Origin of the sequence: Paraburkholderia sp. BL17N1 (assembly GCF_003634175.1) — a bacterium.
Classification (GTDB): domain Bacteria; phylum Pseudomonadota; class Gammaproteobacteria; order Burkholderiales; family Burkholderiaceae; genus Paraburkholderia.
In genome coordinates, this window is sequence record NZ_RBIW01000001.1 from 3919392 (window position 1) to 3945182 (window position 25791).

Annotated in this window: 18 protein-coding genes; 5 read left to right on the forward strand and 13 right to left on the reverse strand. The window is 60.9% G+C overall.

Annotated elements, in window-relative coordinates; genetic code table 11:
* Window positions 1–409: 409 nt before the first annotated feature.
* On the forward strand, window positions 410–4387 hold the full coding sequence (locus B0G82_RS17755; RefSeq protein WP_121308214.1) for a hypothetical protein: 3978 nt from the start codon (window positions 410–412) through the stop codon (window positions 4385–4387).
* 51 nt (window positions 4388–4438) lie between these two features.
* On the opposite strand, the gene B0G82_RS17760 is transcribed toward B0G82_RS17755, so the two are convergent.
* The 5 genes from B0G82_RS17760 to B0G82_RS39745 form a co-directional block, all read right to left on the reverse strand.
* Window positions 4439–4957, reverse strand: a complete 519-nt coding sequence (locus B0G82_RS17760) for a hypothetical protein (RefSeq protein WP_121308216.1) — start codon at window positions 4955–4957, stop codon at window positions 4439–4441.
* 123 nt (window positions 4958–5080) lie between these two features.
* Complete coding sequence (locus tag B0G82_RS17765; RefSeq protein ID WP_121308218.1) at window positions 5081–5374, reverse strand: hypothetical protein; 294 nt, start codon at window positions 5372–5374, stop codon at window positions 5081–5083.
* Window positions 5359–5700: a hypothetical protein gene (locus B0G82_RS17770; RefSeq protein WP_121308220.1), complete on the reverse strand. Its 342-nt coding sequence runs from the start codon at window positions 5698–5700 to the stop codon at window positions 5359–5361. The genes B0G82_RS17765 and B0G82_RS17770 overlap by 16 nt, the downstream gene beginning before the upstream one ends.
* Window positions 5701–5800: 100 nt before the next feature.
* The gene (locus B0G82_RS17775; protein ID WP_199730101.1) at window positions 5801–7771 is read right to left on the reverse strand and encodes an ATP-binding protein; all 1971 of its coding nucleotides are present in this window, start codon (window positions 7769–7771) and stop codon (window positions 5801–5803) included.
* Window positions 7772–7928: 157 nt separating this feature from the next.
* A complete protein-coding gene (locus B0G82_RS39745; protein ID WP_158608158.1) occupies window positions 7929–8243 on the reverse strand; it encodes a hypothetical protein in 315 nt (104 codons plus the stop codon).
* A gap of 78 nt (window positions 8244–8321) precedes the next feature.
* On the opposite strand from B0G82_RS39745, the gene B0G82_RS17785 reads away from it, so the two are divergent.
* Both B0G82_RS17785 and B0G82_RS17790 read left to right on the forward strand, forming a co-directional pair.
* Window positions 8322–8717: a hypothetical protein gene (locus B0G82_RS17785; protein WP_121308224.1), complete on the forward strand. Its 396-nt coding sequence runs from the start codon at window positions 8322–8324 to the stop codon at window positions 8715–8717.
* 65 nt (window positions 8718–8782) lie between these two features.
* On the forward strand, window positions 8783–8980 hold the full coding sequence (locus B0G82_RS17790; RefSeq protein ID WP_147439502.1) for a hypothetical protein: 198 nt from the start codon (window positions 8783–8785) through the stop codon (window positions 8978–8980).
* Here the strand turns inward: B0G82_RS17790 and B0G82_RS17795 are convergent.
* From B0G82_RS17795 to B0G82_RS17830, 8 genes are all read right to left on the reverse strand, one after another.
* Window positions 8953–9516 carry a hypothetical protein gene (locus B0G82_RS17795; protein WP_241974608.1) on the reverse strand — a complete coding sequence of 188 codons (564 nt, stop codon included), beginning with the start codon at window positions 9514–9516 and terminating at the stop codon, window positions 8953–8955. The two genes, B0G82_RS17790 and B0G82_RS17795, sit on opposite strands and share 28 nt — an antisense overlap.
* Before the next feature lie 102 nt (window positions 9517–9618).
* Entirely contained in the window at window positions 9619–11718 is a 2100-nt protein-coding gene (brxL, locus tag B0G82_RS17800) for a protease Lon-related BREX system protein BrxL (RefSeq protein WP_241974609.1), read from the reverse strand.
* Window positions 11719–11732: 14 nt separating this feature from the next.
* Complete coding sequence (gene pglZ, locus B0G82_RS17805; RefSeq protein WP_121308228.1) at window positions 11733–14354, reverse strand: BREX-1 system phosphatase PglZ type A; 2622 nt, start codon at window positions 14352–14354, stop codon at window positions 11733–11735.
* Window positions 14347–17955 carry a BREX-1 system adenine-specific DNA-methyltransferase PglX gene (gene pglX, locus B0G82_RS17810; protein ID WP_121308230.1) on the reverse strand — a complete coding sequence of 1203 codons (3609 nt, stop codon included), beginning with the start codon at window positions 17953–17955 and terminating at the stop codon, window positions 14347–14349. Before pglX ends, pglZ begins: the two co-directional genes overlap by 8 nt.
* 23 nt (window positions 17956–17978) lie before the next feature.
* The gene (gene brxC, locus B0G82_RS17815; protein ID WP_121308231.1) at window positions 17979–21593 is read right to left on the reverse strand and encodes a BREX system P-loop protein BrxC; all 3615 of its coding nucleotides are present in this window, start codon (window positions 21591–21593) and stop codon (window positions 17979–17981) included.
* A gap of 15 nt (window positions 21594–21608) precedes the next feature.
* Window positions 21609–22187 carry a DUF1788 domain-containing protein gene (locus B0G82_RS17820; protein WP_121308233.1) on the reverse strand — a complete coding sequence of 193 codons (579 nt, stop codon included), beginning with the start codon at window positions 22185–22187 and terminating at the stop codon, window positions 21609–21611.
* A complete protein-coding gene (locus B0G82_RS17825) occupies window positions 22184–22774 on the reverse strand; it encodes a DUF1819 family protein (protein ID WP_241974610.1) in 591 nt (196 codons plus the stop codon). The genes B0G82_RS17820 and B0G82_RS17825 overlap by 4 nt, the downstream gene beginning before the upstream one ends.
* 588 nt (window positions 22775–23362) lie before the next feature.
* The gene (locus tag B0G82_RS17830) at window positions 23363–23614 is read right to left on the reverse strand and encodes a hypothetical protein (RefSeq protein WP_121308235.1); all 252 of its coding nucleotides are present in this window, start codon (window positions 23612–23614) and stop codon (window positions 23363–23365) included.
* A 209-nt stretch (window positions 23615–23823) separates the two neighbouring features.
* Here B0G82_RS17830 and B0G82_RS39750 point away from each other — a divergent pair, with 209 nt between their 5' ends.
* Together B0G82_RS39750 and B0G82_RS17835 are read left to right on the forward strand one after the other, a co-directional pair.
* Complete coding sequence (locus B0G82_RS39750) at window positions 23824–24777, forward strand: hypothetical protein (protein ID WP_206751615.1); 954 nt, start codon at window positions 23824–23826, stop codon at window positions 24775–24777.
* A complete protein-coding gene (locus B0G82_RS17835; RefSeq protein WP_158608160.1) occupies window positions 24770–25777 on the forward strand; it encodes a WYL domain-containing protein in 1008 nt (335 codons plus the stop codon). The genes B0G82_RS39750 and B0G82_RS17835 overlap by 8 nt, the downstream gene beginning before the upstream one ends.
* Window positions 25778–25791: the final 14 nt, after the last annotated feature.

Genomic DNA, 25791 nt, shown 5'->3' on the forward strand with positions numbered 1-25791 from the left:
TCCGGGCGCCCCTCGGTGGCCTGACCGAGCGACGGCGTGCAATTTAGGGCGTCACCATAGCCAGCATCGCCACCCTCCGCGTAGAATCGACGCAGATTCCCCAGACCAATGCCCCTCGGCTCATGCGAACACCCGGAACCGCCCGCGCAACATCCTACGCGACCGACCCAACGAAAACGGTCGGGCCCGACGCCTTGGCCTGTTTGGATGCAGCCGGGCTTGTGGCGCCGGGGGCCGGTCGTCGCCGCGCCGATGAGGTGGCAGGGAACCGGATGTCGCAGGATTTGCGGTCGTGACCGCTCAGAGGCCACCGCGTCCGCATTCTCCTCTCGTGGGTGACCCGGCTCGGCAAGCGATCGCCTCCCTGCGTGGCTACGATTACCAGATCTGGCGCTCAGTTGAAGCCTGGATGCGGCTTGCCGAGGGACAAACTTTGTATCTGGAATGCGCCGAAGACTTCGACCTTGTCGACGACCGCGGCGCTGAGACTACGCAGGTCAAAAACTCGGCGAAGGACATCTCGTTAGGCTCTTCGGATGTCCGAGAGGCCATCGAGAATTTCTGGCTTTTGCGCGAACGCAATCCGGATCGATCGGCGCTCTCGATGAGGTTCTTGACGCGAGGCGGAATCCGCTTCGAAAAGTCGAAGCCATTCGGCAAAGAAAAAGGCATAGAGGTTTGGAGGCGAGCCGCCGCTGGCGACGACGCCGCGGCGCTGGCCGTGGGCCGCTTTTTCAAAGCACCCTTCAAGACGCACGCGCTCAACAAATTTCTCGCGACGGCGAACGCCGCCGACCTTCGCGACCAACTGTTGGCCCACATCGAATGGGTCACCTACGAGCCCGACACCGACGCTGTTCGGTTGAGCGTCGAGCGGCTCGCGGTTCAGTTAGGGGCCACCCGAAACATCACCGCCATGGCGTCGTTGGCGGCGGTTGATGGCCTACTGGCTCGCTGCCGCGAAACGGCTGCGCAGTCGAGTCCGCACCTGCGCAGCCTCACGATCGAAGACAAGCTCATGGCCTTCGAGGCAAAGACCAGCCTTAGCGTCCCGATGACCCACGTGGCGTTGGCGCAGTTGGGCAATGCGCTGTATTCGCCAAGCGATGGGACGATCGCAGGCGGCGCCATGACGTTTGAGCCCGCGAATCTAGGAATCGGGCCGCCGCCGCTGCCGGCGTCAATCCTGCCCAGGGCCCCGCTCGTCAAAGCCATTGCGCAGTCGCCGCGTGCTGTGTTGATCGCAGGGTCCGAAGGTCGCGGCAAAACCACCCTCGCCAACCTCGCCTCCCGGGTGCTGGGCAGCGCCGATTTCTGGTTGGATTTGTCATCGCTCGATCGCGCCTCTTTGTCGGCGACGTTGGAACGGCTGCTGGTTCAGATTCGGGGCCAGGCCACGCGCCAAATCATCGTTCTCGACGATGTCCCGGTTGCGAACGCCATGGAACAAGGCTTCTGGACGCGCCTGAGCGCCATCATCGGCGAATGTTCGGCCCGCGGCCATGCGCTGCTGCTCACGGCCCAGGGTGTCCATCCCGAGGCCGTTGATCCACGGGTGCGAACGGCAGAGATCGCTTTGTATGACGTGCCCGATTTGTCGCGAGAGGAAATCGAAGAATTTGTTGCATCCCTCGGATGCCCTGAACCGTTGCGCAGCGGTTGGGCCGCGACGATTTTGGCTCAAACCGGGGGTGGCCACCCAAAACTCGTTCACCTGCGCGGGCTTGAACTTCGCGACGAAGGGTGGCCGCCACCCACTGCGGCGACGTTGACCATGCCACCACGAAGCATCGAAGAGGCGAAACGATACGCTCGGCAAGAGGCTTCGAGGACGTTGCCCGACGCAGACCGGGAATTGCTCTACGCTCTGAGCCTCGCCCTCGCCCCTCTTGATCGCGAGGCGGTGCTCGCCATCGGCTATGAGCTCGCGAATCTATCGGCGCCCGGCGACGCCTTGGATCGACTCGTTGGCCGCTGGATCGAACTGCAAGGCTCAGACGGCTATCGGGTAACGGCGCTTTTGACGGGGCAAGCGGCTTCCGCTTGGCCCCAAGCAAAGATCGAACAAGCTCATGCCTGCCTGTTCGACACGATTATCCGCAGACGCACGATCAGCGTGGACCAGGCTTTCCCGATGCTCATGCACGCATTCCAGAGCGCCGACGACCGCCGCTTCGCCCACTGCCTGACCGGGCTGGCCGGCGAAGACGGCAAAGCGCGCGACATCGTCTACGAACGAATCGCGCCCATCATGTTCCTTGCGCGGGGCAACGCCACTGTCGCGTTTTCGCGTTTCAGCGGGCGAAGCCTTGTCCTTTTGAAATTGCTGCAATTCCGCGTCGCGCAACAGCAGGATCTCAGCCAGGTGGCCGAGATCGCCCGCGAGTGGAACGACGAAATCGCCCGCTTGCCCGACGATCAAATGCGCAATGGCAGTCGTCTGTTAAGGGCGTTCTCGGTCGCCTCCGCGACCGAGGGCTTTTTCCCGGCGTCGATGCTGATTCAGGCACTCGAAGAGCTGGTTCGCCTCGAACACCTAATCCCCAAGTCGGCCCGAAACCAAGGGCTCCCCGCCGATCTTTCCGTGGACGGCGCCGGCGACATGATCACCGCCCTCTTCATGTTTATGCAGGCGCGTTGCGACAGCGTGGACTGCCAGAATGAGCTTCTGAGCGCGTTGGAAGGCGCCGATCCAACCGCGCGAAGTCGCATGTTGAAGGCGTTCGATATTCCATTCGTCCGGCAGAACCATCTTTTCGTGGATCGGCCGTGGCTCGCCGAGTCGAAACGCGAAACACCGCGTTGGGATTTCGCCGTGGCGACGTTGCGGAGAATGATCGAGCTCGCCACCGCATCGAACTGCGCTGGGCTTGGAGCCCCCGCAGCCCGCGTCCTCGCGCTCATTTACGATGAGCACCTGGCCAAACACGACGAAGCCATCGCCTGCCTTCGCGACGCCGCCGCTCGATTCGGCGAGTCGCCCCTGCTGATCGCACAGGAGGGGAACGTGCTCTTTCAGCGCAAGCGCTATAAAGACGCGCTGAAACTCTGGAAAAAGTCGCTGTGGCGACCAGGCGCCCCCATCGAGAATGGCGTTCGCGATCCCTATTCGCTGCGCAAGGCTGGCATAGCGGCCGGCCTCATCGGCGATTATGAGAGCGCTTCCGCTTGGTTTGAGGAGGCCGGCGACCTGGCCGGCGAAATGAAAATGCGAGCCACAGCCGGCGGCGCCTGGTTCGACGCGGCCTACTGCGCGTTCAAAAATGGCGCCTGGCCCAGGACCGTCGCGCTCGCGTATGCCGGGCTCGACGCCCTTCGGAACGATTTCGACCCAAGCGACGAATTCGCGCTGTTTGCCGCCAAGAAATTGGGCGGCCACATTTTGTTCTGGACGCTTGCGCAGCTGCGAACGAGCTTTGTCGAGGATCCGGTGCAGCCCGTGCTCGGGCAGTGCAGCAATCCGGATCGAGACAAGGGCATCGCGGAGATGCCCAGCAACTCGTTCGACCTGTCCGGCGCAATGTTGGCCGAAATCGCCTCCTTGCTCGGCGTTTCCAGCGCCGAAACGATCGCCTTGCGCACCCACCTCAAACAGACCAAGATCCCCGCCGCGAGTTTTCAATACTGGTCATTCAGGTGCAACGAAGCGATCGAGAGTGGCAAGCTCGAAGAGCTCGCCGAAACGCTGATGGGTTTGAATCGCGCGCATTGGGCATCGCTCGCCCAAAGGCAAAACGGCGCCAGTCCTCTCGCGCCCTACACCGGGTCCATTGAGGAGCTTGACCGGACCGCTACGCTGAGCGCCGAGGCCGTTTTTGTGGCTGCGCTGTGGCTGCGTGACCTTGATCGAGGCTCGCCTCAATCGCTGGCCGAGCGCTGGACCGAGGAGTTCTCCCGAAGCCCGGACGGCCGGCATTTGCAAGCGGAGGCGGAGCGTGCCCTCCGCGCTTTCTCGATCGACGGGCAAAGCGCAAGAGAGGTTTTCTTTGACGGCTACGCGGAATTCCTAGCAAGGCTTGGCGCCGTATGCCGCTTGCTGGTGAGGTCGAGTCGGGAGCCCGCTTTGACAGCTCGCTGCCAGAGCGTCGCGTTGCTATGGCTGCTCAAATCCGCGGGACGGTTGACGTTCGACGGGATGCTCGCGCCGATCGCTCGACACTTCGACGCCATGTGGCGCCAGCATCTATCCACGCCTGCGCTCCTGATCGCGCCGCGGATCTCCCTGCCTCGCCTCCAAGACGCGATTGACAGCACGACGAACGCGCCAGAGCAGCTGATCAACCTGTTCGATGCCTCGGAGGTCGCCACCCGCGTGGGCATCGACAAAAGTCTTCGGGATGAACTGCGCAAAGCGGTGACCACCCACGCGGCGCGTATTCCTTGGTAAGCACCGCGGCGCACGAGTGCGCGAGCGGCGTCGGCATGCTCATCGGAATCTTTAAAGCGGTTCGTAGAGCGTGTCGTCGTTCGCAAGCCTTCGGCTTATCGCTTGCAACACACCTTGAACCAAGGCTTCAAATATCGGGCTTGAATAACCGTCCGCCCACCGCTCCGAACGCAACAGCGTGTGCACGTAGTGACGCAGCTCAAAAAATAGCCACGAACCCACCGCATCTTCAACACGCACGCCGCGCTCGACGGTTGGGCCGCCGGGCGCGAAGTCTGTGCACACAAACCCGCACGCGTAGGAACCCTCAACGAACAGTCGGTATTCGAGCAAGGCTGTGAACTCCTCGTGTCTTTCCACGGGCAAACGTTCGTGGCCCTGCACGCCAAAATGTTCCAGCGCCGCTGTTTCGAGCGTGTCGATTAAAAGCACAAGCATCCTCGCCTGAAACTCGTTGACCGCAGCCCGTTTGCTCGCCGGCTTCCTGCGGATCTTCTGCGCGGAAAGAGATCTTGCGTTTGCGGGCGTCTCTTCAATTGACTCGAACGATGCTTCGCGATCGTTTCTCATGTGGTGCCTTGTGTGTTTTCAAGCATCAAGTTAATGCCGCGTCGCGCGCAACGCCTGCGGTTGTGGGGACTAACGCCGATGGACCCGTCATTTGACCGCAACCATGGGCATCCTGTCGACCTGTTACCTCCGACGATCGCGCGCTTTCGGTTTGGGCGCCTGTGGTGGATCGACAGGCGCGGGCGTCGCAGCAGGCTTCTCACGCTCTTTGCGCCACGACAACAGTTGCCAGAGCCAGCCACCGCCCAACACTGCGGAAGCGATCGCGCCGAATTTGCTCAACAGATCGTAGACGCCGGCCGAGACGCCTATCGTCGTTTCAAATCGCAAGGGAAACGTGATTTGGCCGGATCCAAGATCGACTTCAACGTCGCCCGAGCGGTAAGTTTCGTTGGCTCGACTCAGGGTGACCGGCACGCGCTCGCGAACGCGTCCTCGTCGACCTTTATGGCGTCCGGATAATCGATCTTGATCGCTTGCGGCGTTGGCGCGCCGGGTTGTCCGCCCGTGAACGCAAGCTCGAACGTCAGTCGCCCCGAAAACATCGAGTCATCGGACGCAGGAATAAAAATCGCCCTCACGGTGAAGGCGAGCCATGCGGCAACCAGCACGAAGAAAGCGGGCACTATCGGCCAGGCCCAGCGAGCCGCGTGTGAACGAACGCTCGACAGCCCCTTATAGACGAGCCACCCCGCGCCAGCGGCGCAAATCAGCACAACCGCAAGGGTTACAAACGCATTCATCGCGCAGCCCCAATGTGTCGTCCAGCCCGTGACATTCGAGGGGCGCTTGGCTCCCGAAAGTCGCCAGAGTATGTGTTCGCAGGGTAGGAGCTATTTTTCCTTAGCCTGGGACCGGCGCCGGCAACACCAGCACGGCTTGAGAGGCGGTCTGCATCACCCGCGCCGACAAGTCAGCCCCCGAAACATCTTCGTAACGGGCGGGGATGCGCTCTTTGAGCCGAAACAGCCGCTGGTGTGCCGAGCGGGTGAGCTGGCCGTAGGTGACGGCCTGCACACGACCGCGTAAAACGCCCTCCTCTTTGAGCTCTTTCTCGCGCGTCGTCTTCGCCGCGATCTCGTGCCCCACCACGAAGGCCCTGAACATTGGTGTTCCATCGAGCGCGCCGCTGCCAAGGAAATCCTGCACATAGCCGTCGGCCTGATTCATCTCCTCGCGGCCGATCGCGGATTTGCCCTTCTTGAGTTCGATGATCAGCACGTTCTGGATACGCGTGAGCGTCGGATCAGCCGGGTCGAATCCTTCGGTGCCGACGATCGAACACGTCGCATTAGCCAGAACCACGATGTCTGGTCGCTGTTTGTGGTTGATGAAGGCCTCGGTGGACAACCGCTTTTTGAAGATCTTCTCGGCGGCTGTTCGCAAGCTGACGTTGGATGAATATTCGCTGCTGTCAAACTCCGGCCCGAAAAGCCAGCGAGCCTGGGTGACCAGGGGATGCAGAGTGTGAAGTTCATCGGTCGCCTCGTCTCCGCAGAGCTTCTCAACGGCTGCGAGAACCGCCAGACGATGATCGATCTCATCGAGCACCGACAAGGCGTCGCGGACGGTCCACTGACTTAGCAGCCGGTCGAGTCCATCGATGTCGGACTCGTCAAGCTTGGTGAGTTTTTCAAGAAGAGCTGCGCCACCGCGTGCCTTTTCCAAGTTAATCAGAGCCTGAACCGCAGCAGAGAGCACATCCGGGGAGACCGTGGGCGTCGCCTTCACCAGATCCCGCGCGAAGCTTGCGACCTCGGCGCGACCGAGCTGCGATAGCTCTTTAAACTCCTCGCGATTTCGGATCAGGGCCTCCTCGGAACTCTCCTCAACAAGAGTGGCGGACAACGAGGCAAAACATTTCTGCGCGTATTGCCGAACCGCCTCGAAGAGCGCGTCCACCTTGGGTCCATTCTTGAACCGAGACCAGTCAGGCTCGACCTCCAACATCCAGCCGTCACTGGTTTTGACAACAATTGAATAGCGCTTTGCGAATCGGGCACGACCGTCAATAACGGCCTCGGACCCGACGACCCATCCGGGTGTGCCGACCAGCCGACCATTGACCCAGAAGGCAATCCCTTGATAGATGGTCGATTGAGCAGTCCGAGTCGAGTCAACGACGAAGGCTTCCGCCGGCGGACACCCTTCGATTGAAAGGTCCATTCGCTCGATGAGCCCCGTTTGGTCTGCCAGTTCAACGGACTGTCCGTTGACCCGCACAACGAACTGTGGATCATGTAGGAAGCGAGCTGACAGGATTTCACGGATCCGGTCCGGGTCGGGCAGATGCTGTTCGACCATCACCGAGAGCTTTGTGCCGTGGCCCGATCGCAGGAAGGCGCCCTCCTTCTCGATCTTAAAGGGCGTCTCCTGACTCTGCGTGCCGATCTCAAAGCTCGCGCCCTTGTCTTCGCGCCAAGTCTCTATCGAATATTGGCCCGCGAAGCACAGCAAGCCATGGCGACCAATCCCATTGCGCCCATAGGCCCGTCGACGCCATCCCTTCCGCTCCGGAGGGAACTCCACGTTTGAGCTTTGGTGCTTGGTCCGGTCATAACCGAGTTTCATCCACCGGGCCTTGAACTGCGCAGCCGTCATGCCGTGGCCATCGTCTTGCACCGTCAAGACGAGGTTATGCGTGGGCGGAATAATGAGATCGACTAGCGATGCTCCCGCATCCCAAGCGTTAGCCACCAGCTCGGTGAGAGCAGTCTCCGGGTCATGGGCGATGCGACCCAGTGTGCGGACAAGATAGTTTTCTTCGAAGAGCGACCCCATCGAGTCGTCCACTTTCAGTTTTGGCCTTGCCATCACGCACCCCGAATTTGCATGTTGCTCTTGTGTCTGGTTTCAGCGACTGAACCATTCCACCTCTCGCGAATGCGTGATTATCGCGCAAATTCAAGCGACCTCCGCCCCCGCCGGCCCTTTCGTCAACTGCGCCCACGGTCGGACCGTTCGCCGTGCGCTACGACTCCTCCGGCGGCCACTCCCATCGATCAAGTCGTCGCGCCTGCACCGGACAAATCGGGCGGTCGTCGGAATACAGTGAGCCGGCGGGGTCTTCGCGCTCGATCAGCGAGACGCTGCGCGAAGCGATCGCCGTCGTGCCGAACGTCTCGCTCTTCGAATATCGGTTCAGGTTCGACCTCAACGCGATCGGCGCCGCCGAGGCGGCCCGCTCTTCTTTGGGCGGCTCGACGCGATAGTGTGGACGCCGTTGAAAGACGCGCTCGCGCCGCAACATGAGCTCACCGCCTTCGATGGAGACCCACAAAAACATGAGCCTGCCCCTCGTCGATCCCTTTGCTACCGAGCCCTATCAGATTTGGTCCATCCGACAGAAACCCAGGAAGAGATCATGGCCGATTACCAAAAGACCGGCCGAATGAGCACGTTTGGGAGAGACCAACTGCTCGAAGAGGTGCGCACACCGCTTAAAGCGGCGCGCTACATGGCGAAGGTGGGCGCCGACAATGGACTGGGCAAATTCATCAATGACGCCCTGTCGGACAACCACGCGCACAAGGCCTGGCGAGACACCATGCCCTCTCGCACGCCGGCGGCCATCGCGAAATACCAAAAGGAGTTCCCTGCTTACGACCCGGCCGCCGTCGACGCCGAAATCGCCGCCTGCGGCGTGCACCTGCCGGTGGGCCAGATTCTCTACCATGGCGGCCTGTGGATGGGTGGCGCGAGCGGCAGCTTCACGACCACCTGGCCGCTGTCGACGACGCTGTGTCCGCAATTGCGTTGAGGGAGGCGGAGCATCGAGGCAAGGCCTAAAACGCCGGCCAAATCCATCTGTTGGTGCTGCGCGTCGTGAACCCGTCGGCCAAAGCGTTCGTGTTTCGCAGAAATGGCACCAGCCTCGGGCACGAAAACGAGGTCTTGTTCGCTTCGGGGCTGCGGCTTCAACTTCACTCGAACGATCTTATTCGCCCCGACTACCCGGCGATCAATTTCGGCTATCCGGACAAGCGGATCCCGGCCTACGTTTTCGAAGTCGATCTCTCGTAGGCCACCGAGAGTCTAGGGAACTGTCGGGGGACCGCGACGCGCCGCAGGCGCTTGGTCTGCACGCGCCGCAGTCGGGGCCGCGCATCGCTCGGGGGATCGACGCGATAGCCGGAGTGTCGCAGAACCCGCTCGCACAAGGCGAGAAAGCCATCCACCGTCAGGTCGTTCTTGGCGTCGTTGGTGCGCCACGCGCAGATCTTGAACGAGGCCGCGGCGGCCGACGCCTCGACGTGGTCGACGGTCGGCAGGAGCGCGAAGCCGGCTTTGTAATGGTGGCGCCCCTCCTGCGACTCCGCATTGGCGTAAGTCGAGATCAGATGCCAGTCGAGGTGCTCGCCGGTGTAGTGATCGAGACCTTCGCTCGCCACGACAGCCTCGTGAATCGCGTCGCGATATTGCGCGCCGGTCGCGGTCATGCCTCGTGCGCGATCGCGCACGACATGGGCCTGCGCTTTGCGCAAGAGCCAGCGCAAATAGACCTCTTCCGAGACCACTCCTCCAAGAAACGACGGCAACCGTCGCTTACGCTCTCCCATCGTCTCTACCCCCGCTTGAACCGAACGCCAGCCGCTGGCTGAGATGTTGTGATTTGCAGGGTGGCCGCGCCATCGAGCACCGGCCGCCCTATTGAACAGGGCTCACTCTACGCCCAGCGCCTTGAAGACGGCGTCGACGGGGTCTGAGTAAAAACTGGTCTGAAACTTGGCGAACAGCTCCCCCGGAACCGTCGGAATGTCCGTCACGCTCGACATGGGCAGCAGGATTCGTTTGGCGCCCGCGTCAAACGCCACTTGCAGGCTCTCGGCGAGGTTGCGCGCCTGGGCGATTGTGCCGCCGAGCGTCATGTCGCCCATCACCGCGAGCTGGGTTTGCACCGGCTTGCTCAGCGCCGCCGAACAGAAAGCGATGAAGCTTGCGAGGGTTACGGCATCCGGCGCCCCGGCGTTTTGCAGCTCAACCAGATGCAGATGGAAATCGCGTTCAGTGGGGTGGATGGAGGCGCTCACCCGCGAGGCATTAGCCCGAAAGTAGTCGAAGGCCACCCGAACGTGCTCGCGAGACAGCGACCCGGAAACGGACAACCTGCCGCCACCCGCCATGGCTTGGACTTCCATGCGGTAGACCCCGGGCATTTCGGCTGTTGCCATTGCGATCGTGTGCAGCACGCCCGGTTGCAGGCGCCCCTCCGGGATCAGCCCGCCGCCCGTCTGCTCCGGGACCGACACGAAGCGCTCTTGCAGGTCTTCGAGGTCGATGTAGGAGAAATGGACGTCATAGAACTCCATGCCGCCAATCTTCTTGAGCTGCTCCTTGACCCGCCGGCGGACCTCCAACGCGTATTCAAGACACCGGCGGACGGTGTCCTTCGTATATTCGCCGTCCGGGAAAATAAGTTTGAGAAGGCCAGAGACCGTGCGGCGCACGGCGATAGTATCCCGTTGGTTCAAGTTGTTGCCCAGCTTGAACCACTTGTCGATCGCGTCCGCGAAGCTCCGCTTGCGCATCTCGCGCACCCATTCGGCGAGGTAGTCGACGATCAGGCCATACTGGTTCGTGAAAAACTCCGGACGCATCTTGGGAATCTCCCAACCCGGCACGTAAGCGTGGAAGCGATCGAAAAACGCGGAGTCAATCATCGCGTCCGGGAAGGGAGCCAGCAGATGGCTCGTTTTCACGAGCGACTCGACGCTTTGGTTGATGTTGCCGACAAAGACCATCGAGGCGCTGGCATTGATGGACTCACGGCCCCGGCTGAACGAGCCGGAGGCCATGTAATCTTTCATGATCTGCACGCCGTCTTGGTCCTTGAAGCTGATGCCGGCCACTTCGTCGAACGCCACGACGTCCCACAAGCCAACCAAGCCGACTTTGCGCGCGCTCATGTTGTAAAAGAGGTTGGCGACGGTCGACTGCCCCCCGGAAACCAAGATCGAATTTGGGCTGATTTCCTTGTAGATGTGGCTCTTCCCCGTGCCGCGGGGCCCCAACTCGCACAGGTTGTAGTTGTTTTCGATAAGCGGGATCATGCGAGCGAGCAAATGCCACTTGGCTCGCTCTTTGAAGCACGTCGGCTCCATACCGGTCGAGCGCAGCAACGCATCAATCCACTGCGATTCGGTGAAGCCTTTGCGCGCCGAAAACAGTTCTTCCATGTCCAGGCTGGGCATCTGGATGGGCTTCAAATCGGCGACCGCGAAGGGCGAGCTCTTTTGGTTCTCTTCGAAGAAGTAGCGCAGCGTGACAATGCACCAAATGCCGCCGACCAACAGCTTCTCAAACTCGCGCACGTAATGGTCCGGCACCTCGGCGTTCTTGATGCCGAGATTGGAGAGCAGCGCTTCATAGGCGTCGCGGCTCTCGTTGAGCTTGACCGTGACCTTGTCGATCACCTTGAAGGAGCCGAGTTCGCGGATCTTGCTCTTGACCTTCTCGGCTTCGTCCGGGCGCACGTAGTTTTCCGCGAGGATGCGCTTGACGCTGTCCAAGCCCGCGCGAATGGTCTCCGGGTCGTCCGAGGCACAATACATGCCCAAGAGGTATTCGAGCACGTAGACCGGAACGTTGGCCCCTTCTTTGATGAGTTTGGTTAGGTCCTTGCGCACCACGCGTCCGGCAAACCGCTCGTTGAGCAGGCTGTCGAGCGTCCGCTCGGCGCTCGCGTCCGCCGCCGCGGGCGCAGCCGCGCTCGGCGTCGGGGCCGCCGGGTCGGAAAAGGGCGCGGAAATCGGTTCTGCCATGGCGGCCTCTAAATCTAAAAATCGTTGCTAAAGGCGAGATCAATGCGCAGCGGGGAGCGCCACGCCTCGGCCTTCGTTTTCGCGTCGCGCGCGACGAGAAAGTAGTCTTTCGTCCGATCGTGGGAGCCGGCTTGAATCGTGAGCATCACCGAGCGCTTGCGCTCGTCGAGCAATCCCGACGCGCTGTCAAACGTGATCGTCTGCTCGTCGCTCACGGGGGTGTCGCCGTCCCGAATGGAGAATATTAGCGTGACCGGCAGCACGCGCTCCGAGATCGCTTCATTTTGAATGAATTCGAAGCGTTGTTTGTTCGTCACCACACGGTTGCTCGACCCCAAGGGGCTCACCTCCACGGGCTTGGTGCGGACCTTCTCCGACTCGCTTTCCTTGACCACAATGACGGGCACGGCGATCTCCTGCGGCATCGCGCTGCCATGGACAAAGCGCGCCCCGCCGGAAAAGTGGAAGCGCCCCGCCGCTTTCGGCGCCCAAAAGTCGATGCTGCCCTCGCCAGCATCGGTGCCGGCCGTCCGCTCCGTGGAGCCGCACCAAGCCTTGGAAGTTGTCCCCATGCCGCGGCCGAGGATGTAGCGCTTTTTGGATTTGATGGCGCCCTCGGGCTCCTCGCCGAGGACCGAGCGGTCGGCCTCTTCGAGCGCGGACTCCTGATACAAGAAGCCATGGTCGGCGGTCACGAGCACCGTCGAGCCGTTGAGGCTGTTGACGACGAAGTTGACCGTCTCGGCCAATTCCTTGATGGTCTGCGCCGTCGCCTCGAAGGCCTTCGTTTCCGTGACCCGCTTGTCGGCGATGGCGTCAATGCGGTCGTGGTAGATGTAGACTAGGCGGTGCGGCTTGACGAATTCGCGCCCGCGCTCCTTGCCCTTCTCCATCAAGTCGTCGCGCCGGATCGCCACGCCGTCGTGCAGAGCAAGGATCGCCGAGCGCTGATCGAGCGTGGCCGAGGGTTTTCCGTCGACCATCACATCCAGGGTGGCGTTGACTTTGTAGGCCAAGCGATCGTGGGGCAAGAGACTCGCCATCCCGAGCGTGGTGTAGCTGGGCAACACCCCCAGCATCGCCTCCAAGCGCGCCTTGACGCGATTGCGCGAGTTGAGCTCGCGGGCGAGCTCCTCGGCCGCCTCGTAGCGGAACGCGTCGGAAATGATCACGAAAACGCGTTTGGCGCCGTTTTCAAACTCGGCCTGGACCACGCGCGGGTAAAACGCCTGCTGGTTGGCCACGCCCGGCAGCGCCCACGCGCTCAGGAGTCCCGTGTCGCCTTCGAGCACGGCGCTCCACGCGGACGCCAGTTGCCCAATGAACCATCCCGAATAAGCGTCCTCCATCCGATCGCGCAGCTCGTGCAGCAGCGCCCAACCCATCGGCTCCACCGACTCCGCGGCATGCATGAACCACCGATACAGTTGGTCGAATCGGAAAAGGTCTGAGCGATAGGCGGCAAAGGCTGTCGGCGCATCCGCAAAGCTGAATCCGCTCGCGTGCGCCGCTTGCAGCTCGAAGAAGCTGGCGGCCGCCTCCAACGCGTCGTAGCTCGCCGCGAGCGCGCGCGTCGAATCGTTTGCGCCCGCCAAGAGCGGGTTGGCCCAGTGGCCGTCGCGCCGGCGCGCGATGAGCGCGCGCACCGAATCCATGTTGGCGCCGCCGCCGGCGATGATGCGGCCTTTGAGATCGGCGATCACCCTCTTCTCGATCCCCTCGAAGGTCATGGCGTCGATGAGGTCTTCGGCGCTCATCGGGCGAATGAGATCGGCCACGCGCAAGTCGTCCGCGACGAGCGCGGACAGCGTGTCGTAGGTGCCGTAATTGGCCATGTCGGATCGCCACCGGCTCGCGAACACGGACGCATGTGCGGCTCGGGCGCGCTCGCGAATCAGAAGGTGCGCCATTGGCGCAGGCGCCGCACGCACGCCGTTGCAAAAGTCGGTGGCGAAAATCGCATAAAGCAGCCCCCGAAGGCAGCGCGCCTCGGGCTCCGCCTCGCGATAGCCCATTTCGCCTTCGACCAACGTCCAGAAGGCGTCGTCGAGGTCGTTGGTGGCGATGTCCGCCAACGCCTTGGGCGAGGTGCCCAAATCGTCCGCTTCCGCCGCAAGCCCCGCAAAGACCTTGAGCAAGATCGCAGAGGCGTCGGGTGTCTCGGCGCGCACGACGACGGCCAGCATTTTGCGGTCGAGATCTTCGGCCGTGTCCTGCGGATCTGTCCAGCGCTTCAAACGCTCGAGCCGTTCCCGAGCGCGCAAGAATTTGGCGCGATGTTTGAGATGCGCGCGCAGCGACTGCGTGGCCAGCCCCAACTCGTCAAGCTGAATCGAGGCGCTGTCCGCGCTGAACGCCTTGCCGCGCAACCGAGCGTCGAGAAGCCAGTCGGCGGTGGGCTCGGGCTCCGCAAAGGGCGCGTAAAGCAACCACCGAATGTCCTTCTCTCGCTCGATCCAGATTTTCACCTGCAAGGCCGGGACTTGGTCGAGCCGCACAACCCGAACGCCGTCCAGCTCCGCGCCGTCGAGCTGCGAGGCGAATTCGCCGTCGGCGTCGTTCCAGAAGACCAGCGAGTGCCCTTCGGCCAGCAGGCGCGAGAGCGCCGGAAAAAAAGTGTGCCGCCCGCTAGTCATCGCTACTGCCCGCCACTGACTTAACTTCAGCCACCAAGTCTGCAAGCTTTACGTAGTTCGCCGCCACCCCTTCGTCAAGGCCTACGGATATACGCCTGTCCGCATAGTGGCGAAGTCGCTCGCCATACGAAAACAGCTCAGCTTGCTTAGCGTGCAGTCGGTCAATCTGCTTCTGGATCTTTGCGCGACCAGAGGCCGACGCCGCACGCGCGAAGTCCTTTTCCAGCATTTCAAGCCGCGAGGTGAGTTTGCCCGTCAATGGAAGCACATATTTCGAACGGAGACGCGCCAATGTTCCCTCGTTATAGCGATGGAGATACACCAAGGCTTGGAAAGCCCGATGTGGACCGCTCGAAAAGAGCCAATAAATTGGGCGATTCTTGTATGTTTGCAAATGATCGCCGAAAAATTGTTCGACCAGATACCTCCGAATCGCTTCATCCGGCGTTTCATCTCCGATGCGACCAAGCCCCTCGGCAAGCCATGCCATGTTTTCTTCCAGTGCCTCTGGGCCCCACACAGCAGAAAGAAATTCACTGACCCGATTCACTCCATCGTCTTCGAACCACGAATCGTCGACCAAAGGAACGATTCCGTCCTTGTCTGCCGGAAAAGTCTGATAGCGACTAGGATTAAATTCCAAGTTGCCGGCATGCGCATAAACTAGGCCGGGTTCGTCCAAACTATAGCGGCCCAGTGTGCAGCCCATCGCATATGAAATCAATCGCTGGCAATCCGTCGTCCGATCGGCACGCGCGAGCGTGATCTGCTCGTCAGGCACGTTGGCGAACAGCTCTGCTCCAAGGCCATACGCTGCGATTAACGCTTGGTCATTTTCGGTTTCTAACTTCTTAACGGTCTTGCGGTTCTCATCAACCTGGACTGCCCACTTAGACCATGATGCGGCCAAGGTATCACCGTCGGCACAGCGTCGCGCCCAAGGCAATGAATCGAAATTCCAAGACGTTTCAAAGGAGTCCCAATCCCGCCTACTGATTTCAACAATCCGTGTGGCGTTGTCAGCAACCGTCCGGTTTGACCTAGCATCGGCGGATACAGGTATCGCGCGAATCGCTCCGACATTGAAGTCGAGAGTGGCAGCAAAAACGTCCAATATCGCCCGCGCGACAGCCGAATTCAGCAAGGCCAACACGAAAGGCCGGTCTTGTTGGCTCGGGAACGCGCACGCTCCTTTTGCGCTAAATGTGTGTCCCGCAGGACTTAAACGCGCGCCAAAAAGTGAAGAGGACAGTGCCGACCACGTGATCGCCTCTCGAAAATAGAGATGTCTCGAAGGCAGGCAATTTCCCTGCTTCGACAGTTCTTCATAAGCGCTCTCGTCGAACCGAACGACGTAATCGTTGTTGCCAAACCATTTACGATAAGGACCGCCCTTATTGTAGGGAACGTATTTTTTTCCAGCTGAAAAAACATCTTCCTTGCATGTCGCGCCGAGCGCAACGTCTGCAAACCGCACTTCGTGCCAATACCGCAGATACTTCGCGTTGTCCCCGGTTTGAAACCCCTGACGGACCGGCGCAACGTCTTCAACCCTGGCTTGACCATTGAAACATTGCATAAACTGCTCAGAGACCCAATACGCTACAGGACCACCTGGAAGTCGCTGAAATTCGTCCTGTTGGACATCGTGAACGAGCTCTGTGTTGCGTTCCCTGAACACCGTCTCCTTATTGGCGGACTGCGCTGCAGAGTTGAGATCGATGTAACGCCCTACAAAGCCGGGAATACGTTTCGCCCTAGCGATGAACGCGCAGGCCCTAGCGATCTTTGAGTTGATCTCGGGGAAACTGTTGTATCCAATATGAATCAAGCTGGCTATCGACCGCTCAACGAACAACGTTTCTCGCATAGCTCGATACGATGGCAGGAACATCCAGCTCTGCATCGTCACCATGCCGTTAAACCCGGATGCCTTACACCACCCAAAACCACGCTCCATGAACATAGCGCATAGGTCGGCCTTGCTGTCGGGATAGTTTTTCTCCGCAAAACGCTTTAACGCCGGATTCATGCCCTTCTTTGCACCCATATACGGCGGATTCGTAACCACTGCATCGTAGGTCGTCGAGACGAATTGCGCAGGCAACAAAAACGAATCAAATATTTCCGCCGCATAGGATTTGGCCAAAGCGTTCCCTTGCTCCTGCACATCTCGAAGCAAGTCGCGCAACGGTCCAAGCTTCGCATGAATCGAGCTCGGCACATTCAGCAACGAGCCAAACGTTTTGGCGTTCGCAAAAGCCCGAATCAGCTCTTGCAGGTCCATTTCAGACAGACCGCTCGAGTGTTCTGTCGCACGTAAGTCATCGCCGAAGAGCTGGCCATTCGTGTTGGCACCACCAGTCTCAATCGCAGTGGCAGACTGGTAAACAGTCTTTGCCAACGCCACCTCGTCAAGGCCTTGGCTATCTTGGAGTGCCAGGACGTTCAACTTCACTGTGTCGTCAAACAGACGACGATCATCTGCACGAGCCTTCATCACCAATGCGAATCCAGCGAGTTGAGCGGCCCGATCGTCGATGTCCAGACCGTATAGGTTTTTTTCCAGAATTAGCCGTGGGATGTCCCGCAAGCGATAGCCTCGCTCCAGATACATTGCTTTAAGGAGGTCGTAGGCTTCGACGAGTATGTGCCCTGATCCGCATGCGGGATCAAACACGGTAATCGTCTCTGGATTCAGAGTGCCCCCGTCTACGGCGATACGGACTTGGGCGAGTTCATCTAGTTGCGTTGCGGCTTCAACGGGTTGTTCGGCTGATTCTACGTAGTATGCCAAGTCGCGCTTGAGCACTGAGGTCGGGTTTGCGTCTAACCACAACCGCCCCACGCTGTTCTGGACCAGATACTTCACAATCCAGCTCGGGGTGAAAAGCTGAGTGGCGGCAGGAATGTCCTCGCTGCTGACCACTTTGCCCATTACTTGGCCTTTCCTTTCGCTGATATAGAACTGATATAGCCAACCGATGGCCTCGATTTGCTCCCAATCAGCCTCCGGGACTTCGGCGACGAGCTTGGCCATTATTGAATCGGTTCGAAGCAGATTGTCGGGCAGCAGCAGTTCCGTCTCGTCGTCGATGTGTTCAAATAGAAACGGCATCGAGCGGGATAGGTCATTGCATTGCGCAACAATCAAAAGCTTATAGAGTTCGTTATCCTGATTTCCGGCGAGTTGCATTTCACGAATACGAGTTCGGTCAAGCCCCGGCAAATCGACTTCGGCAGCGTGTAGCAAGATCTCAGGTAACCCACCCTCGCAGCTCGACAGCACACGCCACCCGTGACCGAGATAATCGTGCAGCTCCATGAATCGCAACGCTGCGAAACGGTTAAACCAAGTGTAAGTCACCTCCTCGACAGCTTGATCGAATCCTTGTCGCTGGATGCGTTGGATGAGTTTGGCACGCTGTGCGTTGACGCTAACGGGCCACTCACGGCCCTCGATCAATACGACGTCACCTCGAACATCCGCCGACGCGATGCTCTTGGCCGAAATTCCCAATGAATTCGCGCGGGCCACTACGGCAGAGATAAAGTCGCGTCGCGCTTGCGGCGCGTAGGCTTTGAAATTGGATTTGTTCATGACTTGAGCCACAACGACAAAAGTTATTGCAAACGAGCTCGATGGCCCGATTCGATGGCCGAGAGCAGCTCGCTTCGAAGTTTCGCGAGATAGTTTTCGACGTCTTGCGGAGTATCCAGATATGTCTTCGCACTCAGGTCGCTGGCTCGAATGACCTTGACGGGGCGCGCAGCCGACTCCGAAGAGCCGCTAGCCGGCGCGTCAGTCGCTGTTTTGCTCGACGCCGCATAGGCGGCTTGCGCTACCGCAGAGCGAGCGCGCCCGGTTCGGGCTATCTGATCCATTGCAACATCGAGCAGGTCACCTGCGCGCCCCTGAAGGAAAAGAATACGCGGAATGCTTACCAACGATGCCAATTGCGCCTTCAAGTCTTGGAGCGGCTTCAGCGCTCGGTTGCGAAGGTCGGCGTCTGCATGGGCATCATCAAGCGCGCGAGCCGCCTCGTCGATCTTCGCGTCGAGCGATCGGAGCGCTCCTTGTCGCCGTTCCGCCGCCAGCGAATCGTTGACCCGTTCAACGATTGCAACCAACTGTTCGATGCGGTTGACCTGACCGTAGGGTGCGGGGTTTGTCTTGATGCCTTCCAATTCCGTCATTGCGGCTTCCGCGCCCGGGTCGTTGAGCAACGATTCGCGGTTGTCGGCAAAACTGTTCAGCGCGTCAAGCAATCGAGCCCATACCGGGGCCTGATTTTGGTAGAAACTCAACACATCGTGAATATCATCAGCCTGATCGCGCCACTCACGCCGATTGGTCGCCAACGCGTCCAGGAACTCGAAGGTGTCCCGCCGCGCCAGTTGTCGATCGATGGCTCCCAACGCCTCGGCGATCTCCGAGGCTCCAGGATAGTCCTTGTGCTCCGCCTTCCCGCGAGCCCGTTCGAGATCGGTTTTCAAGCGCCCCAGATTGCCGCGGAATTCTGCCATGAGCCCGTCCTCGTCGTCCGGCGGCATGCTCGAGAACATATCCCGGTAGAGTTCGCGCACCTTCGTGCGCGTTTGCGCATCGGACGTCTTCCGCTTCAAAATCGACACACTCTTGAAGCGAGCCGCTTTGGTCAGTGGTTCAATCGCGAGCTGAGGCTCCAGATCTGCTCCATCCATGACGAGCTTGATTTCCCCCGACATGAAGAGACGAGCGACCAAAAGCACGGATTCCCACTCCGGCCTCCACCCCCACGGCACCCCAGCGAAGCGTTCAGTCACGTCCGAAAGCAGCACTCGGTTATTCTGGGCCGCCACGTCGAGGAATTGACGCATTTCCCCCAATGCTAGCGCGTTGCCATCCTCTCCGTCGAGTGCGATGGATTGTTGCCCGATCGTGTTCGCGGACAGCACGGCTCGAATCTCGGTGATCGGATCGGCCTGACGGACTTTCAGGTAGCCGAGCTTGGAATACGTATTGGAGACAAGATAGTTGAGCATGTCGTCGAGCAAGCCGACTGGCGACTGGGGCTTGCACGTGAGTCGCTGACCTATGGCATAGAAGTCGCCCGCGCTCATCATTTCCGACAGCTGGGTCAAGATCCGGGCACGTCGATCTCGATTTTCATCCTTCCGATCGTAGAGAATCCGTTTGAGCGAAGGCGTCGCGGTGTCCACCTTGGGAGCGATATATTTTTCGATTTGCAGATACGTTTTGAGCTCAACATAGACGCGTGCATCGTTGGCCATTTTCAACAGCGCCCGGCCGGACCCCTCGCCGCTTCGACCGATACACCTGGCGTCGTGCATCATTTCGTATTCGGCGCCAACCGGCGAGATCACTTCGAAGGTCAACGCTTGATTCGCCTGCCTGAACGGCACACCATCGAGCATACGGTTGAATTCGTAGTCGCTCTTGGTGTCACGGTGCCTCACCTTTGTCTGCCCCGAAAGAATCTCGTCGAAAATCAATTCAGCCACAAGGCGCGAAATCTCCGCTTCTGAAATGTTGACGGACTTGACCTCCTGCGAGACGTCCCGCTCCTCATTGGTCAGGAAGAACCACAAGTCGCCGTTTCGGCTCACCAGGTTCTGCCGTTCCAAACGAAGAAGAGCCGCTTCGATCTCACGCCTCAAGGCAACCTTGTCCGCATCGACCTTATAAAGGCACAACGTCGCAAGGTTGTCGACGGTGGCCTTGACGGCATCCGCGTAGCGAATGAGGAACAGAGCTCGAAGCAGTTGCAGGTCCCATGGTTCGAGCGCGGGGTTCGCGGCCGCTTGATCGATGGCACGCTTCACCGTCGAATCGAGGAAACTTTCGATCGCCGGGTAAAAATCGTAGAGCGGCACTAGCGCATCAAGGCCTCTCTCGCCATTGTGGACCGCAGCCGTCTGGAAGGCGTCGAGCATGGAGCGCTCGCCGCGCGCGAGATGCCGCCCCGTTGCCCCGACCTTGCGAATCGACTCAAACACTTTCTGGAGCAACTGAAACTGGTATGGCGCGAAGGGATAGTGGGCGACAAAGTCCGCTGCGTCTCGATAGCGCCGGAACGCCACCGCGTGGTCCACGAACGACAACTGATTGTTGATGATGTCGCCTTTGGACACCCAAAGAGCTTCGAGTTCGTCGCATGCGGCGGGCGTCTTTTCGAGCAGGCGATGCGAAATCACTTCATCGGTGTTCGAACTCGAGAGCGACAGTCGCGTGTGAAAGCGCCCCGTGATCTTCGAAAAGTCGTTGGTCCGCGCCTGATTGACCTCGCCGAGCGTCGCGTCGATGTCCTCTTGGCTGGTAACGATCACCCACGCACGGCCCTTGCACTGGGTCCCTAGCGCTTCGGTGATCGTCTGCAAGTTGAGCATCAATTGGATGTTTTTCCCAATGAACTGCCCCACCTCGTCAACCAAAAACACGAGTCGATGTCGCGGCCCTTTGGCATCGAGGTATTTGCGCACGAGCGCTGCGAAGCCCTCGATGTTGATCTTGTAGGCCTCGCGCGCGTTGTCGAACCATTTGGCCGCCGAGTCCAGCGACATGTCCAAGGCCTCACTCAGTCCCGCGATGACGTCGTCGCGCAGGAAATCGACCGCGTCGCGCTCGCGCTCCCACTCGTTGCCGTTTGCCGCCTGGAAAGCTCGCCTGAACGTGTCGTAGGCACCCTTTGAAATGAGATAACGCTCCATGTCCGCCACATGCGGTGCGTCCCCCGACAACCCCTGCATCTCGTTGAAGACGCGCAAGAACACCTGCAGGATCGCGTCGCGCTCGCCCTTCGAATCCGCCTTCGCGTCGATGTTGAACAAAATTACGTCGGTGTTGCCCGTGACAGCGCGGCGAATGTCGCCGAGGAGCAACGGGTCCTTGACCTTCGAGTTGAAGAACTCCACCGCCTGCCGCTTGGCCCCGTCGCCTGGATGGGATGCTTCGAGATTCGACAAGAGGTAGGACAAGATCTTGATGAAGTGCGACTTGCCCGAGCCGAAAAAGCCGGACACCCAGACGCCCATGCGCGCGGCGATGGTCGGATCGTTCGGGTGGTCGACGGTGGCGAGGTAGGCATCGAAAAAGCGCCGCAAATATTCGGTCACTTCCTTGGTCGCGACGTATTCGTCCAGCTCTTGCCACACGCTCTCTTCATCGCGCTGGTCGGCTTTGACGACCCCGTTGATCGGACGGTCGATGGGCTTAACAAAAAGCTCTCTGATTCTCATTGGACTCTCGTGGCATTAAGGCACCAGGCTGAACGCCCGGTAATAGTTGTCGTCGACCAGCGCGTTGAACAGCCGCAGCGACTGCCCGTCGTATCGCCCCGGGTAGAGCATCAGCAAGGGCGTGTCCTGCATGTGCGGGTGCAAGGCCGAGAGGAGCGTGTGGGTGCGCAGCAGCGGATAAACGGCGCCCACGCCCTTCACGATCAGCAGGTCGAGCTCGTCGACGCGCGTCTTCTCGACGATGCGCGCGGCCAACCGATCCTCTTTGAGGACCGAGCGCAAGGAGACCAGCAGCGCCTCGTCGCCTTTGGTCCGCTGCATCTCCAACGCCTTGGCCAAGAGGCCGCGGTCTTCGAGCAAGCCGATCACGCACTCGAAGAGATCCACCGTCGCAAAGCGAAGCTCGGGTTTCTGTTTGCGCACGCCCGGTTCGATCACGTCCGCGAGCCAACCGCGCACCTTCATTTCCTGCTCGGGCGGGTAGTCGAAAATCCAGAAACCGATTTCGCCGCCGGCCCCTTTGTTGTCGAGCACGTCCGAAGAGAGCAGCCGCGGCAGGACCTGATTCAATCGATCGTCAAAAGAGCCCTTCATGCCCGGGCCTCCAATCGCGCCAGCGTTTCAGGATCGCCCAGCCGCCTGAGAAAGGCCTCGGCCTGGGGGTGCACCAAGGGCGGCGTGAGCGCCTTGTGGCGGGTCGAATCAAGGTATTTGGCCTCATAGAGAATGCGAACAATCACCTGAAAGAGTTTCTCGCGGGTCGAGGCCGCCCAGTGCGCGACGCTTTCGTCGCGGTGCGCGCACTCCGCCAGAAAACCGTTCCATTGGCGATCGCTCAGGGTCTTTTCCAGCCGGCGCAGGTCTGCGGCGTAGACATCGCGCATGAAGTCGCTCAGTAGACGGCTGTGCCGAGCGGCGGCGGCCAGCAGAACTTGCCGGCAGAGCTCGGCGTCCCCGTGCGCCACCAGGCGCAGGCCCTCTTCGTCAAGGGTGTCGAGGCGATTGCGAATCAAGCGCGCCTGCCGCTTCGCCGTGGCGGGCTTTTTCTGCAATAAATTCTCATCGTTCAGCGCCGCTTCCCATTGCTCGGCGCTCGGCTGCAAAAGCAAAAGCGCCGCGATCCGTCGGCTTTCGGGGATCATCAGCGACCCGGCGGAGATTTCGGCGTTATACAGGCCCACCGATGGCCTCCTCGGCATTGTCCCCAGAGGCCGCGGGGCGCTCCGGCCCGTCCGCCGGCTCTCCAACTGCCCGCTCGCTCCCGTTTTGATCACGCGTTTTCATCCATTTTCTGCGCTGGTCCAGGGGTTCGCCACGCGCGCTGCACCGACGGCGCTGCGCGCGCGACTCAAAGGTCGCAATTATCGCGCACTTTTTGCCCCTGCCGGCTCGGCAACGGCGCTTCTTGACCCCTCGACAGGGACGAAATGCGCCACGCCCCTTCGCGCGGCGCGGGCTGCCGCCTTCCGCGCCTAGGGAAAGGCTCTGAGGGCTCAACCGCGTCGCTCGGGCCCTCGCGGTCGTGGAGCGCCCTGCCCGCGGTCCTTGCCGTTGAGCGATGAGCGCAGAAAAAACGGCCGGCAAGTTGCCCGCCGGCCACAAACACACGCCGAAGATTGGGGTCTTCAGCCGCACGGGCGCCGTCAGCGCCCGATCTTTTTCTCCGCGCCTCGCCGGGCGTCAGATCGCGCCCCGGATGGGGGTTGCGGAGATTCCATTCGGCCGTTCGCCGCCGGGGCCGCCAAAGCGTCCGACGACGGTGGAGGCGCTCAGTTTTGGACGCAGTAGTCGTCGTCGCTGTGATAGCCGGAAGGCCAAGGACCATGCTTGGGGATCACGATTTTCGGGTTTGCGCTGTTGGCGAGGCAGTAGTTGCCGTCGCTGTGCCACCCGGATGGGCAAGACCCGTTCTTCGGAATGGCCGGCTTCGCGTTGGCGTTGGGGACGCACATGTTGCCGTCGGAGTGGTAGCCCGACGGGCACTGGCCGTTCTTCGGAATCGGCATGGCTTGCATGGTCATTGATCTTCTTCCTTGCTTATGGGTCGTCCAACGACGCATCGGCGCCGTGCTGACTCACGATTGAGAATCCGCGGCCCGCTCGAGCCAACCGGGCCCCTGCCCGCTCGGCGTTGCGCGTGGTCTGCGCGCCGTCAGAGTGACGACGCCAGGGACGCATACCGTCGGCGCCCCGCCCGCGCCATTGGGCCGTGCAGCGCGTGCGACACCCCATGTCGCGCGCCCGTGGCAAACTCTGCTCCAAGGTTGGGTCGCGCCAGCGATGGCGCGCTCTATCCAAAACGCATCAGGCGCCCGTGCGCAGATTAGAGAAGAAAAAGCAGATGACCAAATGCAAGACCGAGGGCTCGCTCGCCATCGAGGGCGACGATGTTGGCGAGGGGCAAAGCGCCTTCGCAAAAATTGCGGCGGAGGTCATGGCGTCCAGGACGCCGGCCGATGGGGAGTCCGACGGGACTCCCGCTTGTTGCGTTGCGCGGTGCCCCGACCAGTGGGTTGGCGCCGTCCGGTTCGAGGCCGGGCGGTTCCATTGCGGGCCGATGGGCGCCGCGTCGCCGGATGGGTTTGCCTGGCGCCGCGCAACCGACGAGCTGAGCCCCGAAGGCCCGCGCCGGCTTTTGATGATTCTCGAGAGTCCGCACATTGATGAGTTTGGCGGCGACCATCAGCCGATCGGCCCCGCTGCTGGAGCAACCGGAAGGAACATTCGCGCGCTGCTCTACGACGTCAATGTGCGCGGATTGCAAGAGCTCGGCCTGTCGCCGAACGGCGAGGAGCTCGATCTTGTTTTAATCAACGCCATTCAGCGCCAAACATCGCTGGGCCATCCGCCCCGCCGCTTTCGCGATTCGGTTTTTCGCCGCGCATGGGGCTGCCCGAGCATCGGCCGCGCCGATTTCCAAGGGCGGATCGCCGCGCTCTGGCGCGCGGACGCGAAGGACATCGTGATGAATTGCTGCACCGGCGCGGAGGCGTCCAAGACCTCCTTGAAGCGGCTGGTCTACGACGCGCTTCGCGACCTCTCCGACCGCAATGCCGCGCTGCCACCCGTCGTTATCGCGTGCGCGCATCCCTGCTCGTGGCAAAGAAACAAGCGGAATCGAGAGGCCCGAGTCATTGGGCACCCCGCGCGCTTGGCCTCCTTGGGCGGAGGGCTCCATGTCTGACGCGCTGTTGAGGCAATGGAACATCCTCAGGATGATTCCGCGCGGCAACAAGATCACGGCGACCGAGATCCACGCCAAGCTGCGCGCCGCAGGATTCGACGTCTCCAAGCGAACCGTGGAGCGCGATCTGTCCGCGCTGTCCGTGGCGTTCGCCATTGAGTCCGATGAGCGCAACACGCCCTACGGCTGGAGGTGGAAAGGCGACATGCCGCCGCTGGACTTCCGCGGATTGACCACGCCCGAAGCGCTCGCATTCCGTCTGCTCGACGAGCATTCTCGCCATCTGCTGCCGTCGGGATATCGGCAAGAGCTCGAGCCGTATTTCAAGGCCGCCCGGCAACGCCTCGAATCCGAGGCGGGCGAAAAAGGCGCCGCCGCGTGGACACGCGCCGTGCGCATCGTAGAGCCGAACCAACCGCTGTTGCCCCCGCCCATCGACGAAACCGTGCGCGCCGCGGTGAGCGACGCGTTGCTGCTCAGCCGCCACTTGGAAGTCGTCTACCAGGCGATCGACCGGCAGCCCTCCGCGGCGAAGGCTGTCAGCCCTCTGGGCCTTGTCGGAGTCCGCGGCATCCTTTATTTGGTTGTTGTGTTCGACGGCTTTGAAGACGTCCGGACGCTCGCCCTGCACCGGATCCGAAAAGCCGAGCTTTTGCCAGAGCCGGCAGTGAAGCCTGAAGGCTTCGACCTGGACGGCGTGATCGCCGACGGGCTGTTTGGCTTCGGCGAGCTCGGGCATCGCATCCAGATTCGCCTGCTGTTTCGCGATCACGCGGGGAACCATCTGCTCGAAAGCCCTCTGTCCGAGGATCAGATCGCAACAAGCCTTGGCCCCGGAGAGGTGTCGATCGAAGCCTCGGTGCCCCTGACGCGCCGTCTGAGGTGGTGGCTTTCCAATTTCGGCCCCGACGTTGAAGTCCTTGGGCCGCCCGAGCTGCGCGACGAGATGGCGCAGCGGCTCAAGAGGGCGGCCGAGCGATACGAAGGGGAGAAGCGATGAGCCGCTCGCCCCAC

What these genes read in the sequence shown, in the direction of transcription:
- B0G82_RS17755 (WP_121308214.1), top strand. Translation starts at nt 410, where the DNA reads ATGCGGCTTGCCGAGGGACAAACTTTGTATCTGGAATGCGCCGAAGAC.
- B0G82_RS17760 (WP_121308216.1), bottom strand. Translation starts at nt 4,957, where the DNA reads ATGAGAAACGATCGCGAAGCATCGTTCGAGTCAATTGAAGAGACGCCC.
- B0G82_RS17770 (WP_121308220.1), bottom strand. Translation starts at nt 5,700, where the DNA reads ATGAATGCGTTTGTAACCCTTGCGGTTGTGCTGATTTGCGCCGCTGGC.
- B0G82_RS17775 (WP_199730101.1), bottom strand. Translation starts at nt 7,771, where the DNA reads ATGGCAAGGCCAAAACTGAAAGTGGACGACTCGATGGGGTCGCTCTTC.
- B0G82_RS39745 (WP_158608158.1), bottom strand. Translation starts at nt 8,243, where the DNA reads ATGTTTTTGTGGGTCTCCATCGAAGGCGGTGAGCTCATGTTGCGGCGC.
- B0G82_RS17785 (WP_121308224.1), top strand. Translation starts at nt 8,322, where the DNA reads ATGGCCGATTACCAAAAGACCGGCCGAATGAGCACGTTTGGGAGAGAC.
- B0G82_RS17795 (WP_241974608.1), bottom strand. Translation starts at nt 9,516, where the DNA reads ATGGGAGAGCGTAAGCGACGGTTGCCGTCGTTTCTTGGAGGAGTGGTC.
- brxL (WP_241974609.1), bottom strand. Translation starts at nt 11,718, where the DNA reads ATGGCAGAACCGATTTCCGCGCCCTTTTCCGACCCGGCGGCCCCGACG.
- pglZ (WP_121308228.1), bottom strand. Translation starts at nt 14,354, where the DNA reads ATGACTAGCGGGCGGCACACTTTTTTTCCGGCGCTCTCGCGCCTGCTG.
- pglX (WP_121308230.1), bottom strand. Translation starts at nt 17,955, where the DNA reads ATGAACAAATCCAATTTCAAAGCCTACGCGCCGCAAGCGCGACGCGAC.
- brxC (WP_121308231.1), bottom strand. Translation starts at nt 21,593, where the DNA reads ATGAGAATCAGAGAGCTTTTTGTTAAGCCCATCGACCGTCCGATCAAC.
- B0G82_RS17820 (WP_121308233.1), bottom strand. Translation starts at nt 22,187, where the DNA reads ATGAAGGGCTCTTTTGACGATCGATTGAATCAGGTCCTGCCGCGGCTG.
- B0G82_RS17830 (WP_121308235.1), bottom strand. Translation starts at nt 23,614, where the DNA reads ATGACCATGCAAGCCATGCCGATTCCGAAGAACGGCCAGTGCCCGTCG.
- B0G82_RS39750 (WP_206751615.1), top strand. Translation starts at nt 23,824, where the DNA reads ATGTCGCGCGCCCGTGGCAAACTCTGCTCCAAGGTTGGGTCGCGCCAG.
- B0G82_RS17835 (WP_158608160.1), top strand. Translation starts at nt 24,770, where the DNA reads ATGTCTGACGCGCTGTTGAGGCAATGGAACATCCTCAGGATGATTCCG.